Source organism: Rahnella sp. NRRL B-41462, assembly GCF_003263525.1.
Classification (GTDB): domain Bacteria; phylum Pseudomonadota; class Gammaproteobacteria; order Enterobacterales; family Enterobacteriaceae; genus Rahnella; species Rahnella aceris.
Map to the genome: position 1 here is coordinate 1 of NZ_JYDF01000071.1, position 15,181 is coordinate 15,181.

At 52.2% G+C, this 15,181-nt stretch carries 10 protein-coding genes; 2 read left to right on the forward strand and 8 right to left on the reverse strand.

The window, feature by feature from the left end; genetic code table 11:
- The 3 genes from UC14_RS16970 to arcB all read right to left on the reverse strand — a co-directional run.
- A partial coding sequence (locus UC14_RS16970) for a transposase domain-containing protein (RefSeq protein WP_198670073.1) occupies positions 1–173 on the reverse strand: 173 nt, incomplete at its 3' end.
- A gap of 122 nt (positions 174–295) precedes the next feature.
- Positions 296–1,018: a monofunctional biosynthetic peptidoglycan transglycosylase gene (mtgA, locus tag UC14_RS16980; RefSeq protein WP_013577232.1), complete on the reverse strand. Its 723-nt coding sequence runs from the start codon at positions 1,016–1,018 to the stop codon at positions 296–298.
- Between the two features lie 896 nt (positions 1,019–1,914).
- Positions 1,915–4,254, reverse strand: coding sequence for an aerobic respiration two-component sensor histidine kinase ArcB (gene arcB, locus UC14_RS16985; RefSeq protein ID WP_112198094.1), 2,340 nt, complete (start codon positions 4,252–4,254; stop codon positions 1,915–1,917).
- A gap of 873 nt (positions 4,255–5,127) precedes the next feature.
- Between arcB and gltB the strand changes: the two genes are divergently transcribed.
- On the forward strand, positions 5,128–9,585 hold the full coding sequence (gltB, locus tag UC14_RS16990; protein WP_112151045.1) for a glutamate synthase large subunit: 4,458 nt from the start codon (positions 5,128–5,130) through the stop codon (positions 9,583–9,585).
- A gap of 9 nt (positions 9,586–9,594) precedes the next feature.
- The gene (locus UC14_RS16995) at positions 9,595–11,013 is read left to right on the forward strand and encodes a glutamate synthase small subunit (RefSeq protein ID WP_013577235.1); all 1,419 of its coding nucleotides are present in this window, start codon (positions 9,595–9,597) and stop codon (positions 11,011–11,013) included.
- A gap of 162 nt (positions 11,014–11,175) precedes the next feature.
- On the opposite strand, the gene sspB is transcribed toward UC14_RS16995, so the two are convergent.
- The 5 genes from sspB to zapE form a co-directional block, all read right to left on the reverse strand.
- Positions 11,176–11,670, reverse strand: coding sequence for a ClpXP protease specificity-enhancing factor (gene sspB / locus UC14_RS17000; protein ID WP_013577236.1), 495 nt, complete (start codon positions 11,668–11,670; stop codon positions 11,176–11,178).
- 3 nt (positions 11,671–11,673) lie between these two features.
- Positions 11,674–12,315 carry a stringent starvation protein SspA gene (gene sspA / locus UC14_RS17005; protein ID WP_013577237.1) on the reverse strand — a complete coding sequence of 214 codons (642 nt, stop codon included), beginning with the start codon at positions 12,313–12,315 and terminating at the stop codon, positions 11,674–11,676.
- Between the two features lie 334 nt (positions 12,316–12,649).
- Positions 12,650–13,042 (reverse strand): 30S ribosomal protein S9, encoded by a 393-nt coding sequence (rpsI, locus tag UC14_RS17010; RefSeq protein WP_013577238.1) that lies wholly within the window; start codon positions 13,040–13,042, stop codon positions 12,650–12,652.
- Positions 13,043–13,058: 16 nt separating this feature from the next.
- Positions 13,059–13,487, reverse strand: coding sequence for a 50S ribosomal protein L13 (gene rplM / locus UC14_RS17015; RefSeq protein WP_013577239.1), 429 nt, complete (start codon positions 13,485–13,487; stop codon positions 13,059–13,061).
- 318 nt (positions 13,488–13,805) lie between these two features.
- On the reverse strand, positions 13,806–14,945 hold the full coding sequence (zapE, locus tag UC14_RS17025; RefSeq protein WP_037035042.1) for a cell division protein ZapE: 1,140 nt from the start codon (positions 14,943–14,945) through the stop codon (positions 13,806–13,808).
- Between the last annotated feature and the right edge of the window lie 236 nt (positions 14,946–15,181).

A 15,181-nucleotide genomic window follows, 5' to 3' on the forward strand; every position in this document is an offset into this window, starting at 1 on the left:
CCGATAACCAGCCAGACCATGGACTCGAGGGGGAGTTTACGCTTGCGTAGGGTGACGGTGTCAGTGAGAGAAAAAGCTTGCTGAATGAGGTCAGGAGACAGGAGGTCAGCGAGGCTTTGAACTTCATCGGGGGCAGTAAGATTGATAATACCGAGAGCTTGTGAAAGTTCCATTTAAAAAGGGTCCATGATGAGCATGAACCCTTTTTACACGAGCCACCGGATCGGTCAACTGATCCTTAAACGATCGGCATTAAGCTCAGGCTGTCCTTTTTTTACTGTAAACATCATCCGCTCTAATGCAGTTTATGCTCTTGCAGGAAAGACTCACCACCGAGCTGGCTCATCTGACGCAGGATCCATTGCTGACGGCGTATGACATACGCAGAAGGCGCATTCACCTTAAACAGATGCGGATTCGGCAACACTGCGGCCAGTAACGCGGCCTGAGACGCAGTCAGGCGGCTGGCCGGTTTATGGAAGAAATGCTGCGCAGCCTGCTCGACGCCAAAGACGCCATCACCAAACTCCGCGATATTCAGGTACACCGTCAGAATGCGACGTTTTGTCCATACGGTTTCAATACCCACGGTCAGCCCGGCCTCAAGCCCTTTACGCACCCAACTGCGCCCATCCCACAGAAACAGGTTTTTAGCGGTTTGCTGGGATAATGTCGAAGCACCACGCATTTTTCCGCCGTCTTTATCCAGCACCGACTGAATAGCATCGACATCAAATCCCCAATGAGTCGGGAATTTCTGATCTTCCGCCGCCATCACCGCGAGCGCCATTGGTGAGGAAATCTCACTCATTGGCACCCAGTCCGAATGTGCAACATAACCAAAATCACCGGTCAGCCACGCGGAAATCTGGCGCTCCACCATCACGGCAGAAAAAGGCACGGGTAAAAAAGAAAAAAGAAGAATGCCCGCTACCCATAAGCAGAGTAACAGTATCACTGCGCGTTTTAGCCATAACAGCGGCGTACGCAACAGGCCTTTTCGAGTAATTTTATTCATTTGGCGCTTTCCACAACACATCCGACCATCTAATCAATCTCAATAATAATCTGCAAGATCAGGCTAGCGAAATGCTGCACAATATTGCTAACAATTGAGCAATAACAATGAAACTTTTGCTTACATTCAGAACGAAAAATTCCGATTAAACCACTACCATCAAGGAGTTCCGTCAAACAGTCAGGAACTCTTGCTTTTTTCACTGCGACTGATTTTTAAGCAAAAAAGTAAAATTTTTGTAAACTAATCAACAAAAGATACGTAAGATTAATTTATGATTCCGATCAGTGAAAGTGAATAAATTCTCATCAATTATTCCGTAATGCGTTAACGCACTAAGTCAAATACAACACCTGTGATACCTAAAAAATCAGCAGGGTGTGCACCTTTTTATCAGATAAAAAACGCATAAACCTAAGTGAAATTTTTTCATTTAAAATAAATTTCAGATCTCTTTTGGCTCCGGAGAGATCATTTCGCTGAAATTCACACTTAAACCATATATTACAACAAGTTGGCATAAATTTTTCAATTTATAGAACCGGTTTCATAGACGGGCATGTCGCAAATTCACCTGCAAAACCGCCTGCTATTGTTCACTTCCATAAGCAAAATTGCATGTCGCCAATACAACATCAACATGCTTCATTTGTATTCTGTCAAAAATCCTGCGATAAAGACTTGATGTTTTGTATAGACAAAGACTAATCTACATCACAGTTTTTAATGAATGTTGTAACAGTTCTGCTTATATTTGTTATGTTGATTGCTACAGGATGTATTAGACTTTAAACCTGAATTCCAAGACCTGCGAAAACCGAACCCTAAAAACTATCGTGGGTTACCTCTTTCCCTGGTGTTGGCGCAGTATTCGCGCACCCCGGCCTCGGCCGGGGTTATTTTTTTTCAGCGTTTGCCGTCCAGTCACGTAATACTTTGATGTCATTGCGCCATTCGGCCTTCAGCTCATCAATCCATTCCTGAACGTTATCCCACCAGGCTGGCAATGTCGGCGTCTGAATTTGTTGTGCCAGTTGCTGTAAATGTTTCAGGCCAACAGAACCCGCCGCGCCTTTGATTTTGTGGCCTTCCTCGGCAATCCCTTTTTGATCGCGTGCCGTCATGTTGGAATCAAGCACAGCCAGATAGCCCGGCATCATTTTTTCAAACATATCCGCACTCTGATAAATCAGTTTCGCCCCAACCAGGTCGATGTACTGCTCAAGCATGGCGGTATCAAGCAACGATTCGCTGTCTTTCATCACTACGGGTTCCTTTTCCACTACGGAAACGTCAGGCTGATGATCCCAGAACTGCTGAATCATCGCGGTCAGCGCGGAAACAGACAGCGGCTTGCTCAGCACGTCATCCATTCCCGCATCGAGATACTCTTTTTTGTCTTTCAGCACGTTTGCTGTCAGGGCAATCAGTGGCGGCAGACGTTGTCCGGCGTAATCGGTGCGCAGCTTGCGGGCAATATCCAGCCCTGTCATGTCAGGCAACTGGATATCCAGCAGTACCAGATCGAATTCGTCAGGATCGAACATCTCCAGCGCATCATGGCCATTCATCGCCACTTCCACGCTGTTACCTAACTTCTCCAGCACTGAACGCGCCACAATGACGTTCAGCTCAATGTCTTCGACCAGCAGCACGTGCAGCGCCGGTAAGGGCATGTCTTCTTCGTCACTGGCCAGGTCAGCCGGTGAATCCAGCGTTGGTGCGCGTACGACGAGCGTAAAGCAGGAACCCTGACCCGGCACGCTGCTGACGGTGATATCGCCGCCCATTGCCTGCGCCAGACGTTTTGACACCGCCAGCCCAATCCCTGTGCCGGTCGCCGGTTTACCGCCGTTCTGATCTTTCACCTGATAATACATGGCGAAGATTTTGTCCTGCTCATCCTGCGGGATCCCCAGACCGGAATCGCGCACGACAAATCGCAGCATATCGTTCGGTTCATAATGCACGCTCAGCACAATCTCACCTTCGCGGGTGAATTTGACGGCGTTGCCGATCAGATTCCACAGAATCTGGCGCAGACGCGTGCCGTCCGTCGTAATACTGCGCGGCAACGGCAGGTCAGGCTCCATGATAAATTTCAGCCCTTTCGGCTGGGCCAGCAGTCCGGAGAGATTTTCCAGATCGGAGAGGAATTCGGTGAAATCAACCGGCTGGTTATCAAGCTGCACTTTGCGGCGCTCAATTTTGTCCATTTCAATAATATCGTTGAAGATATTGCCGAGGGTGATCGCGCTGACATGAATGGTTTTCAGGTAGCTGTGCTGTTCTTTGTCCAGCTCGGTGTCGAGCAAAATGCGGCTCAGCCCGACGATGCCGTTAAGCGGCGTACGCAGCTCGTGGCTGATCGTTGAGATAAAAGTGGTCTTCTCACGGCTGGCGTTCTCTAACGCGTCCTGATAGCGCTTACGCTCGGTAATATCGCGTCCGAAGCCCATCAGCCCGTGTCGCTTACCGATACGGTCATAAAACGGCACTTTACGCAATTCGAAGCAGGCTTTGCGCCCGTCCGGATAGACCAGCCATTGTTCGTAGGTCAGGGAAACGTTGTGACGGAAAACCTTCTCGTCGGTTTCGACCACTTTCTCGGCGATATCCGGAGTATAAACGTCGTTGGGAGTCAGGCCGATCAGTTGCTTTTCACTTTTGCCGGTCAGCAGTTCCATCGCCCGGTTACAGCCGGAGAATTCTTTGTCTTCGTTGCGGTAATACACCAGGTCCGGCGAGGCATCGAGGAAAGAGCGTAATAATGCAGATTGCTGGCTCAGTTCGATCTGCGCCTGTTCGCGGTGCTGCATTTCGAGTTTCAGCTTATCGACCACTGCCAGACGCGCTTCTTCCGCTTTCACACGGTCGGCGATTTCCTGATTCAGTTGGGTGATGTTGTCTTTGAGTTGCTGATTCAGTTCGAGGTCGCGGTGGCGCATTTCTTCCAGTTTATCGACCAGACGCGCTAAACGCTGACGCGACTCTTCAAGTTGTTCAACCACCACCGACAGGAAGTAAACCGCCCAGGGCGTGATCAGCAAACCAAAGAAGATGGAACGAACGACGTCGATACTCTCAACCTGCCCGCGCAGGAGCATCGTGACCGCCATCTGGACAATCATTGCCAGTACCACCAGCGCAGACGCCAGCAACAGTGAGAATCTCACCAGCCCCAGCTTGACCATCAGATCGACATAATACTGCGCTAAAACCCGGATTTGCTTCATAACGTTTCCCTTAAAACGAAGTCGTCTGAATCATACCGCAAAACCTCACCGGCGTGATGGCAGGGGATAAATTGAGCGTGAAGTTTGTGAGATGCACCTTGCAGGGGCTTGTCATGGTGCAATGCAGGAAATAAGGGCAGAGTTATTGACTATTATCTGCGGTGATATTATTAATATCGGCCGGCTTTTATCAGGCTGCACGCGTTGCCAACTGCCGTCCAGCTAACATTTTTTCCTTTTATCCTCCGAATATTTTCTCTCCCGGTGCGTTTCGCACAGGCATAACTATTCATTATTACTGCAAATAAAGTCATTCGTGGCAGTATGAATAATTCTTATTACAAACACCGGACTAACACATTATTACTGTCAGGTTAAAAACAGTGACAAACCGCATGGGTACAGTATTTTCCAGTATAAAATACTGGTAATTACGCCCCTGCCAGCACGGTGCGGAGATCTTACGCTTTCCCCATAGTGAGTCAGCTCACACTTTACGTGCATGCCCCCATCGGAAATATGCCAGCAAAAACCCCACAAAACATATATATTTCAAATAATTAAATCTCTTTATATCACTTTTAATATAACTTAAATCGCCATTTGACCTGTCTGTGCTTTCTCGCTAAGTTGGGAGTCCGCTGGAAGCAATCTCGACGGGTGAGCAACTCGTCATATTTATGCAGTAATTGAAGACTCCCTCATTAAAACAAGTCAACCACCACTTGTGAGAACCATCACGAGAGGCCTTTGACGGAGATGTCCGGGCAATCAACGCACCGCAAGAGTGCGCGAAATTGCGGACAAACCTCTGTGTATAAGCCCGCTCGCGATTGGTGTGAGAGTCTCGCAGAGCCTGGGGAGGTTCACGTAATGTTGTACGATAAATCCCAAGAGAGGGACAACTGTGGTTTCGGCCTGATCGCCCATATAGAAGGCGAACCTAGCCATAAGGTCGTGCGTACTGCGATCCACGCGCTGGCCCGTATGCAACACCGTGGCGCGATCCTTGCTGACGGCAAGACCGGCGACGGCTGTGGCCTTCATTTACAGAAACCTGACCGCTTCTTCCGCATGATTGCTGAAGAACGTGGCTGGCGTCTGGCGAAAAACTATGCCGTTGGCATGCTGTTCCTCAGCAAAGATGAAAAAGAAGCTGAGGCAAGCCGCCGCATTGTTGAAGAAGAGTTGCAAAACGAGACGCTGTCCGTGGTGGGCTGGCGTGACGTTCCGACCAATCCGGACGTACTCGGTGAAATCGCGCTTTCCTCCCTGCCCCGCATCGAACAAATTTTTGTCAACGCGCCTGCCGGCTGGCGTCCGCGTGACATGGAGCGCCGCCTTTATATGGCGCGCCGCCGTATTGAGAAACGCATTCAGGATAAAGACTTCTATGTGTGCAGTTTCTCCAACGTGGTCACGATCTATAAAGGCCTGTGTATGCCTGCGGATCTGCCACGCTTCTATTTAGACCTGGCCGACCTGCGTCTGGAATCGGCCATCTGCCTGTTCCACCAGCGTTTCTCGACCAACACCGTACCGCGCTGGCAACTGGCTCAGCCTTTCCGCTATCTGGCGCACAACGGCGAAATCAACACCATCACCGGTAACCGCCAGTGGGCGCGTGCCCGTGCGTATAAATTCAAAACGCCGCTGATCCCCGATCTGCAAGACGCCTCACCGTTCGTGAATGAAACCGGTTCGGACTCCAGCTCGCTGGACAACATGCTGGAACTGTTCCTGGCAGGCGGGATGGATTTACTGCGCGCCATGCGTTTGCTGGTGCCGCCAGCCTGGCAGCAAAACCCGGACATGGACGACGATCTGCGCGCATTCTTCGACTTTAACTCCATGCACATGGAGCCGTGGGATGGCCCGGCCGGTATCGTGATGTCAGATGGCCGTTATGCCGCCTGTAACCTTGACCGTAACGGTCTGCGTCCTGCGCGCTATGTCATCACCAAAGATAAGCTGATCACCTGTGCGTCCGAAGTTGGCATCTGGGATTATCAGCCGGACGAAGTGGTCGAAAAAGGCCGCGTCGGACCGGGCGAGCTGATGGTGATCGACACCCGCAGCGGCAAAATCCACCATTCTGCAGAAACTGACAACGATCTGAAGGGCCGCCATCCTTATAAGCAATGGATGGAGAAAAACGTTCAGCGTCTGGTGCCGTTCGAAGACTTGCCGGAAGATCAGGTGGGCAGCCGTGAGCTGGAAGACACCTTACTGGAAACTTTCCAGAAGCAATTCGGCTACAGCAGCGAAGAACTCGATCAGATCATCCGCGTACTGGGTGAAAACGGTCAGGAAGCCGTCGGCTCCATGGGTGACGACACGCCATTTGCCGTGCTCTCCAGCCGTCCGCGTATCGTGTATGACTACTTCCGCCAGCAATTTGCGCAGGTCACTAACCCGCCAATCGATCCGCTGCGCGAAGCCCACGTGATGTCTCTGGCGACCAGCATCGGCCGCGAGATGAACGTGTTCTGCGAAGCCGAAGGTCAGGCTCACCGTCTGAGCTTCAAATCGCCAATCCTGCTGTGGTCTGACTTTAAACAGCTGACCACGCTCGACAGCAAACACTATCGCGCGGAAACGCTGGATATTACGTACGATCCGACCGAACAAAATATGGAGCAGTTCGTCCAGAAACTCTGTGACGAAGGCGAACAGAAAGTGCGTAACGGCGCGGTTCTGCTGGTGCTGTCTGACCGCAATATCGCCCCGAACCGCCTGCCGCTGCCTGCACCCATGGCCGTCGGTGCGTTGCAGTTGCGTCTGGTTGAAAAAAGCCTGCGATGCGATGCCAACATCATTGTTGAAACCGCCAGCGCCCGTGACCCGCACCATTTCGCCGTGCTGATTGGCTTCGGTGCCACTGCGGTTTACCCGTATCTGGCCTACGAAACCCTGGCAAAACTGGTCGACTCCCAGGTCATCGAGAAGAAATACCGTGAAGTGATGCTGAACTACCGTAACGGCATCAACAAAGGCCTGTACAAGATCATGTCCAAAATGGGCATATCAACCGTCGCCTCTTACCGTTGCTCGAAACTGTTTGAAGCAGTCGGTCTGGCGAAGGATCTGTGCAACACCTGCTTTAACGGCGTCGTCAGCCGTATCGGCGGTGCCGGTTACAGCGACTTCGAACAGGACTTACTGAACCTGTCCAAGCGCGCGTGGCTGAAACGCAAAACGCTGGATCAGGGCGGCCTGCTGAAATTTGTCCACGGTGGCGAATACCATTCCTATAACCCGGACGTGGTCACTACCCTGCAAGCCGCTGTCAACAGCGGTGATTACGACGATTATAAGAAATACGCCAAACTGGTAAACGAGCGTCCGGTGGCCACACTGCGTGACTTGCTGAAAGTCACGCCAAAAGGCCAGCCGATCCCTGTTGATCAGGTTGAACCGGCGGAAGGTTTATTTACCCGTTTCGATACCGCAGCGATGTCTATCGGCGCACTGAGCCCGGAAGCGCATGAATCTCTGGCCGAAGCGATGAACAGCATCGGCGGACGTTCTAACTCCGGCGAAGGTGGCGAAGACCCGGCGCGTTACGGCACCAATAAAGTGTCCCGAATCAAACAGGTGGCTTCCGGTCGTTTCGGTGTAACCCCGGCGTATCTGGTCAATGCTGACGTTATCCAGATCAAAGTGGCGCAGGGTGCAAAACCAGGCGAAGGCGGCCAGTTGCCGGGTGACAAAGTGACGCCGTACATCGCGAAACTGCGCTATTCCGTACCGGGCGTGACCCTGATTTCTCCACCGCCGCACCACGATATTTATTCCATTGAAGATCTGGCGCAGCTGATTTTCGACCTGAAACAGGTCAACCCGAAAGCGATGATTTCGGTGAAACTGGTGTCTGAACCGGGCGTCGGCACTATCGCCGTTGGCGTGGCAAAAGCTTACGCGGATCTCATCACTATCGCTGGCTACGATGGCGGCACCGGCGCAAGCCCGCTGTCTTCGGTGAAGTATGCCGGTTGTCCGTGGGAACTGGGCCTGGTAGAAACACAACAGGCACTGGTGGCCAACGGCCTGCGTCATAAGATCCGTCTGCAGGTTGATGGCGGCCTGAAAACCGGCCTCGACATCATCAAGGCAGCGATTCTTGGTGCAGAAAGCTTCGGTTTTGGTACCGGCCCGATGGTGGCGCTGGGTTGTAAATACCTGCGTATTTGCCACCTGAACAACTGTGCAACGGGCGTGGCAACTCAGGATGAAAAACTGCGTCGCAACCATTATCACGGACTGCCGGAACGTGTAGTGAACTACTTCAGGTTCATCACGCAGGAAACCCGTGAAATCATGGCCGAGTTGGGTGTCAGCCAGCTGGTAGATCTGATTGGTCGTACCGATCTGCTGACTGAGCTGGACGGTTTCACCGCCAAGCAAAACAATCTCGACCTTTCTGCGATACTGGCAACGGCCACGCCGCATGAAGGCAAAGCGGTGTACTGCACCGAAAGCAACCCGGCGTTCGACAAGGGTCAGCTGAATAAAGACATCCTGGAACAGGCCGCGCCGCATATCGATTCAAAACAGAGCAAAGCGTTCTACTTTGATATCCGCAACACTGACCGTTCCGTTGGCGCTATGTTGTCCGGTGCGATTGCAGAGAAACATGGCGATCAGGGCATGGCGGCTGATCCGGTGCGTATTAACTTCAACGGCACCGCAGGCCAGAGCTTCGGCGTCTGGAACGCAGGCGGCGTAGATTTAATGCTGACCGGCGACGCGAACGACTATGTGGGCAAAGGTATGGCGGGTGGCCGCATTGCCATTCGTCCGCCAATTGGTTCTGCGTTCCGCAGTCACGAAGCCAGCATCATCGGTAACACCTGTTTATATGGCGCAACCGGCGGCAAAATGTTTGCTGCAGGCCGCGCGGGTGAGCGTTTCGCGGTACGTAACTCCGGTGCCATCACCGTGGTGGAAGGCATCGGCGATAACGGTTGTGAATATATGACCGGCGGCATTGTTTGTGTGCTGGGCCGTACCGGCGTCAACTTCGGCGCAGGCATGACCGGTGGTTTCGCTTATGTTCTTGATGAAGATGGCGAATTCCGCAAACGTGTTAACCCGGAACTGGTTGAAGTCCTGGAAGTAGCCGATCTGGCTATCCATGAAGAGCATCTGCGCGGTTTGATCATCGAACACGTACAGCTGACCGCATCGACCCGTGGTGAAGAGATTTTGGCGAACTGGCCGGAATGGGCGCCTAAATTTGCCCTGGTAAAACCGAAGTCCAGTGATGTCAAAGCATTGTTGGGTCACCGTAGTCGTTCCGCAGCTGAGCTGCGGGTACAAGCGCAGTAAGAGGTTAAGATGAGTCAAAACGTTTATCAATTTGTCGACCTGCAGCGTGTTGATCCGCCTAAGAAAGCGCTGAAGATCCGCAAAATTGAGTTTGTGGAAATTTACGAGCCGTTCTCAGCAACGCAGGCCGCATCACAGGCTGACCGCTGCCTGTCCTGCGGTAACCCTTACTGCGAATGGAAATGCCCGGTTCACAACTACATTCCGAACTGGCTGAAGCTGGCGAACGAAGGTCGCATCATGGAAGCAGCCGACCTCGCGCATCAGACTAACAGCCTGCCGGAAGTCTGCGGGCGCGTTTGTCCGCAGGACAGACTGTGCGAAGGCTCCTGTACCCTGAACGATGAGTTCGGTGCAGTGACCATCGGTAACATCGAACGCTACATCAACGATAAAGCGATCGAGATGGGCTGGCGTCCGGATATGTCTCACGTGCAGCCAACCGGCAAACGCGTGGCGATCATCGGCGCAGGCCCGGCAGGTCTGGCTTGTGCAGACGTCCTGACCCGTAACGGTGTGAAAGCGGTGGTTTACGATCGCCATCCGGAAATCGGCGGCCTGCTGACTTTCGGTATTCCGGCCTTCAAGCTGGAAAAATCAGTGATGACCAAGCGTCGCGAAATCTTCACTGAGATGGGTATCGAATTCCAGCTCAATACCGAAGTCGGCAAAGATATCACTATTGATGCGCTGCTGGCGGAATACGATTCTGTATTCCTCGGCGTTGGCACCTATCAGTCCATGCGCGGTGGCCTGGCGAACGAAGATGCGCCGGGCGTGTACGATGCCCTGCCGTTCCTCATCGCTAACACCAAGCAGCTGATGGGCTACGATGACAGCCAGGAAGAACCTTACGTGACGATGGATAAGAAACGCGTCGTGGTGCTGGGCGGTGGTGATACCGCAATGGACTGCGTGCGTACCTCGATTCGTCAGGGCGCAACGCATGTAACCTGTGCGTACCGTCGTGATGAAGAGAACATGCCGGGCTCGCGTCGTGAAGTGAAGAATGCGCGTGAAGAAGGTGTGGATTTCAAATTCAACCTGCAACCGCTGAGCATCGAGCTGAATGATTCAGGCCGCGTATGCGGCGTGCGTATGGCGCGTACCGAACTGGGCGCTCCGGATGCACATGGCCGCCGTCGTGCAGAAATCGTCGCCGGTTCCGAACATGTGATGGAAGCTGATGCCGTGGTGATGGCATTTGGTTTCCGCCCTCACAAAATGGAATGGCTGGCAGCCCATGACGTTGAGCTGGACTCTCAGGGACGCATCGTTGCCCCTGAAGGCAGCGACAACGCCTTCCAGACCAGCAATCCGAAAATCTTCGCGGGTGGCGATGCAGTTCGCGGTTCTGATCTGGTGGTGACAGCGATTGCTGAAGGCCGCAAGGCCGCAGAAGGCATCATGAACTTCCTCGAAGTCTGATCCGACGGGGCATCAAAACGGGGCTGCCAGCGATGGCAGCCCCGTTGTTTTTTAATCGTACGCAATCTGCACTGGCAAAAAGTGGCGACGGCGTATTTAAGGCAATAAAAAACCCCACGTAACAACGCAGGGTTTAAGCATGAAGCCGGATTGAGCGGGTTGTTATTTCACAACACGCAATGCCGGGCGACCACCGCGAGGCGGCGTCGGCGGCTCATCATCCGGATCTTCTTCAGCCACATCCGGCAAATCACCATCAATGACTGACATGGTCGGTTCTGTCGGCTCATCAGCGCTCAGGTCACCGTCAAAGGCACCTTCGGCTTCATAAGCAGGTTCAGGTTCGAACATGGTACCGGCACCGTTTTCACGGGCATAAATTGCCAGAACAGCAGCAATCGGTACAAACACGTTACGCGGTACGCCACCAAAACGGGCGTTAAAGCGTACGTCATCATTACCCAGTTCGAGATTGCCGACAGCACGCGGCGCAACGTTCAGAACAATTTGTCCGTCACGCGCAAACTCCATCGGCACCATCACGCCAGGCATCGTCACGTCAACCACCAGATGCGGGGTTAACTGGTTGTCCAGCAACCAGTCATAAAAAGCCCGCAGCAGATAGGGGCGACGCGGAGACATGTCGGTCATCTCCATACCTTAACCTCGGGTATGCAAACGCATTTCGCGCTCTGCTTCGGTCAGGGAAGCCAGGAAAGCATCACGTTCGAAGACGCGGGTCATGTAGCCTTTCAGCTCTTTCGAACCGGTACCTGACAATTCAATGCCCAGCTCTGGCAAACGCCACAACAGCGGAGCCAGGTAGCAATCGACCAGACTGAACTCTTCGCTTTTGAAATAAGGCATGTACGAGAAGATTGGCGCAATCGCCAGCAGCTCTTCACGCAGTTGCTTACGTGCAGCGTCCGCTTCAGTCGCAGAACCTTGCTCGATTTGACGCATCAGCGAATACCAGTCGTTTTCGATGCGGTGCATCATCAGACGGCTCTCGCCACGGGCAACCGGATAAACCGGCATCAGCGGCGGATGCGGGAAGCGCTCATCAAGATATTCCATGATGATGCGGGATTCAAACAGGGTCAGCTCACGATCAACCAGTGTCGGTACAGTGCGGTAAGGGTTGAGGTCAATAAGATCCTGCGGCAGGTGATCCATCTCAACCTGCTCGATCTCGACACTGACACCTTTTTCCGCCAGTACGATACGTACCTGATGGCTAAAAATGTCGGTCGGGCCGGAAAACAGCGTCATTACCGAACGTTTGTTGGCAGCGACAGCCATGAAAACCTCCAAGTTTATCTAGAATATTACAGCGAGTTATCGCCAGCCTGCAGTTTTTGTCCCGTAGTTTCATAGACAACCATCGGCAAGGCGAACCCAGCCAGGAAGCGCGGCAACGTCAACTGCTCGGCGAACAGGCACAAAAGTGTGTGATAGTTTACCAGATTTTACGCAGGCTGTGGGGGACGGTGAGACGATTTCATGGGGAATTGTGTGTCAGGAGATCATTTCCCCTGCAATTACGGAACAAAAGGCATAAAAAAACCCGGTGAAACACCGGGTTTTTGACGCTGATTTTCGTGCCGAAGCACTGTGCTGCAATAGCAGCAGAAAATTAACGCTTGGAGAACTGAGGACGACGACGTGCTTTACGCAGACCGACTTTCTTACGTTCAACCTGACGAGCATCACGAGTAACGAAGCCAGCTTTACGCAGTTCGCCACGAAGATTTTCGTCATATTCCATCAGTGCACGGGTAATACCGTGACGGATAGCACCAGCTTGACCGGAGATACCACCACCTTTAACGGTGATGTACAGGTCGAATTTCTCAACCATGTCGACCAGTTCCAGTGGTTGACGAACTACCATGCGGGCAGTTTCACGACCAAAGTACTGTTCCAGGCTACGCTGGTTAATTACGATGTTACCACTACCCGGTTTGATGAAAACACGAGCGGCGGAGCTTTTGCGGCGACCAGTGCCGTAGTATTGATTTTCAGCCATTGCCTATAATCCCGAATTAAATGTCAAGAACTTGCGGTTGTTGCGCCGCATGAGTGTGCTCGTTACCCGCGTAAACTTTCATTTTACGGTACATTGCACGACCCAACGGGCCCTTTGGCAACATGCCTTTAACCGCGAGCTCGATCACGCGTTCAGGACGGCGAGCGATCATCTCTTCAAAGGTCGCTTGCTTGATACCACCGATGTGGCCGGTGTGATGGTAATAAATCTTGTCGTTACGCTTGTTGCCAGTAACAGCAACTTTTTCTGCGTTCAGAACGATGATGTAATCACCAGTATCAACGTGCGGAGTGTATTCCGCTTTATGTTTGCCACGCAGACGGCGAGCCAGTTCAGTGGCCAGGCGACCTAAGGTCTTGCCGGTAGCGTCAACTACGAACCAGTCACGTTGTACGGTTTCCGGTTTAGCTGTAAAAGTTTTCATTAAAAGCTTACCCAATTAAAGTTACACGTTGGCGAACACCCGAACGCTTACTTGTTTATAAAATAAGTATTTGAGGTTCACACGACCATCGTCCAGCAAACCTACCCCTTCGAATAGCCAATGCTGGCACTTATAAAGTTTCGGGAAAAAAACTTTGTAGTAACGTGGGGTCGCAAGATTATAGAGAAGTCTCCCGCAAAGATCGAACCCTTTTTCGACAAAAAGGAAGATTTACCTCAACGTCTTCTGAGGGTTCGCCATGCAGGCTTTACTGCGCCTTTTTATACCACAGGCTGAGCAAATAATAATCAATTAAAATCACGGCAGATGCGGCCGCCTGAGGTATTCCTCACTCTGCATCTCCTGCAGACGCGAGAGACAACGCTGATATTCGAATTTCAGCCGTTCCCCCTGATAAATCTCAAACATCGGCACCGCTGCGGAAATCACCAGTTTTACATGGCGCTCATAGAATTCATCGACCAGCGCCAGAAAACGCCGCGCAGCGTTCTCACTGTCTGCGCCCATCACCGGCACATTATGCAGCAGTACACTGTGATAGATTTTCGACAGCGCAATATAATCGAGCTGGCTGCGCGCCTCTTCACATAAGGTATGAAATTCCACCGCCAGCACGCCGTCAACGGCAGCAATGGCCTGCAGCGGACGATGATTCACTTCAAGTACGGGTCTTTCGCCTGCCTCCGCGCCACTGTGATTGCCGGTCAGTTTGCCTAGCATGGAATGCATCGCGTCAGTCGTATCAGGGCCAACAGGCGATAACCACAAATTGGCTTGTGTCAGCGTACGCAGACGGTAATCAATGCCGGCATCCACATTCAGCACATCGCAATATTCTTTAATCAGATCAATGGCCGGCAGGAACCGCGCGCGTTGCAGACCGTTGCGGTACAGCAAATCAGGCGGAATGTTCGATGTCGCAATCAGGGTGATACCGCGGGCAAACAGCGCCTGCAGCAACGTCGCCAGCAACATCGCATCGGTAATATCCGAAACAAAAAACTCGTCGAAACAGAGTACGTCCGTTTCCGCTTTGAAGCGGTCAGCAATCACTTCCAGCGGATCTTCCTGCCCCTGAAGCTCCGTCAGTTCTTCATGGACACGCAACATAAAGCGGTGAAAATGCAGGCGAAGCTTACGTTCACCGGGCAGGCTGTGGAAAAACAAATCCATCAGCCAGGTTTTACCGCGCCCCACGCCGCCCCACATATACAGTCCCTGTACTGGTCGCGAAGGGGTTTTCGGCGGAGATTTTGCAAACAAACGGCCCAGCAACCCTCCACGACCGGTGGTCTGAGGCATTGTTGCGGGCTGCGCGGAAAGTGCCTGATAAATCACATCAAGCTGTGCGACAGCCTGTTTCTGAACAGCATCCGCCTGGAATTCACCGGCATCCACAGCGTTCTGATAAAGGAAAAGGGGTGATTGAGATTGCATCTTTGTTAACGTCCCTGAGAAAAAATTTTTATGTTTTTCACGTCGTTTAGCCGCTTTTTTGCCGTGGGTTCGCCGCTTTTCCCGGCTGTCTGTGTATGAAAAAACCAACAGATAGCAGTGATTTTCCCCGCAGGATTCCACTCTGGCAAGGTTAACGGTTATAGTGGAGCTATTGCATGACAAATGCGTGTAACAATTGCGTTAAAACCATTGTGTAAAAAAGTTAAGCCATAAAA

Coding starts and splice junctions, on each gene's coding strand:
- mtgA (WP_013577232.1), bottom strand. CDS start 1,018: ATGAATAAAATTACTCGAAAAGGCCTGTTGCGTACGCCGCTGTTATGG.
- arcB (WP_112198094.1), bottom strand. CDS start 4,254: ATGAAGCAAATCCGGGTTTTAGCGCAGTATTATGTCGATCTGATGGTC.
- gltB (WP_112151045.1), top strand. CDS start 5,128: ATGTTGTACGATAAATCCCAAGAGAGGGACAACTGTGGTTTCGGCCTG.
- UC14_RS16995 (WP_013577235.1), top strand. CDS start 9,595: ATGAGTCAAAACGTTTATCAATTTGTCGACCTGCAGCGTGTTGATCCG.
- sspB (WP_013577236.1), bottom strand. CDS start 11,670: ATGGAGATGACCGACATGTCTCCGCGTCGCCCCTATCTGCTGCGGGCT.
- sspA (WP_013577237.1), bottom strand. CDS start 12,315: ATGGCTGTCGCTGCCAACAAACGTTCGGTAATGACGCTGTTTTCCGGC.
- rpsI (WP_013577238.1), bottom strand. CDS start 13,042: ATGGCTGAAAATCAATACTACGGCACTGGTCGCCGCAAAAGCTCCGCC.
- rplM (WP_013577239.1), bottom strand. CDS start 13,487: ATGAAAACTTTTACAGCTAAACCGGAAACCGTACAACGTGACTGGTTC.
- zapE (WP_037035042.1), bottom strand. CDS start 14,945: ATGCAATCTCAATCACCCCTTTTCCTTTATCAGAACGCTGTGGATGCC.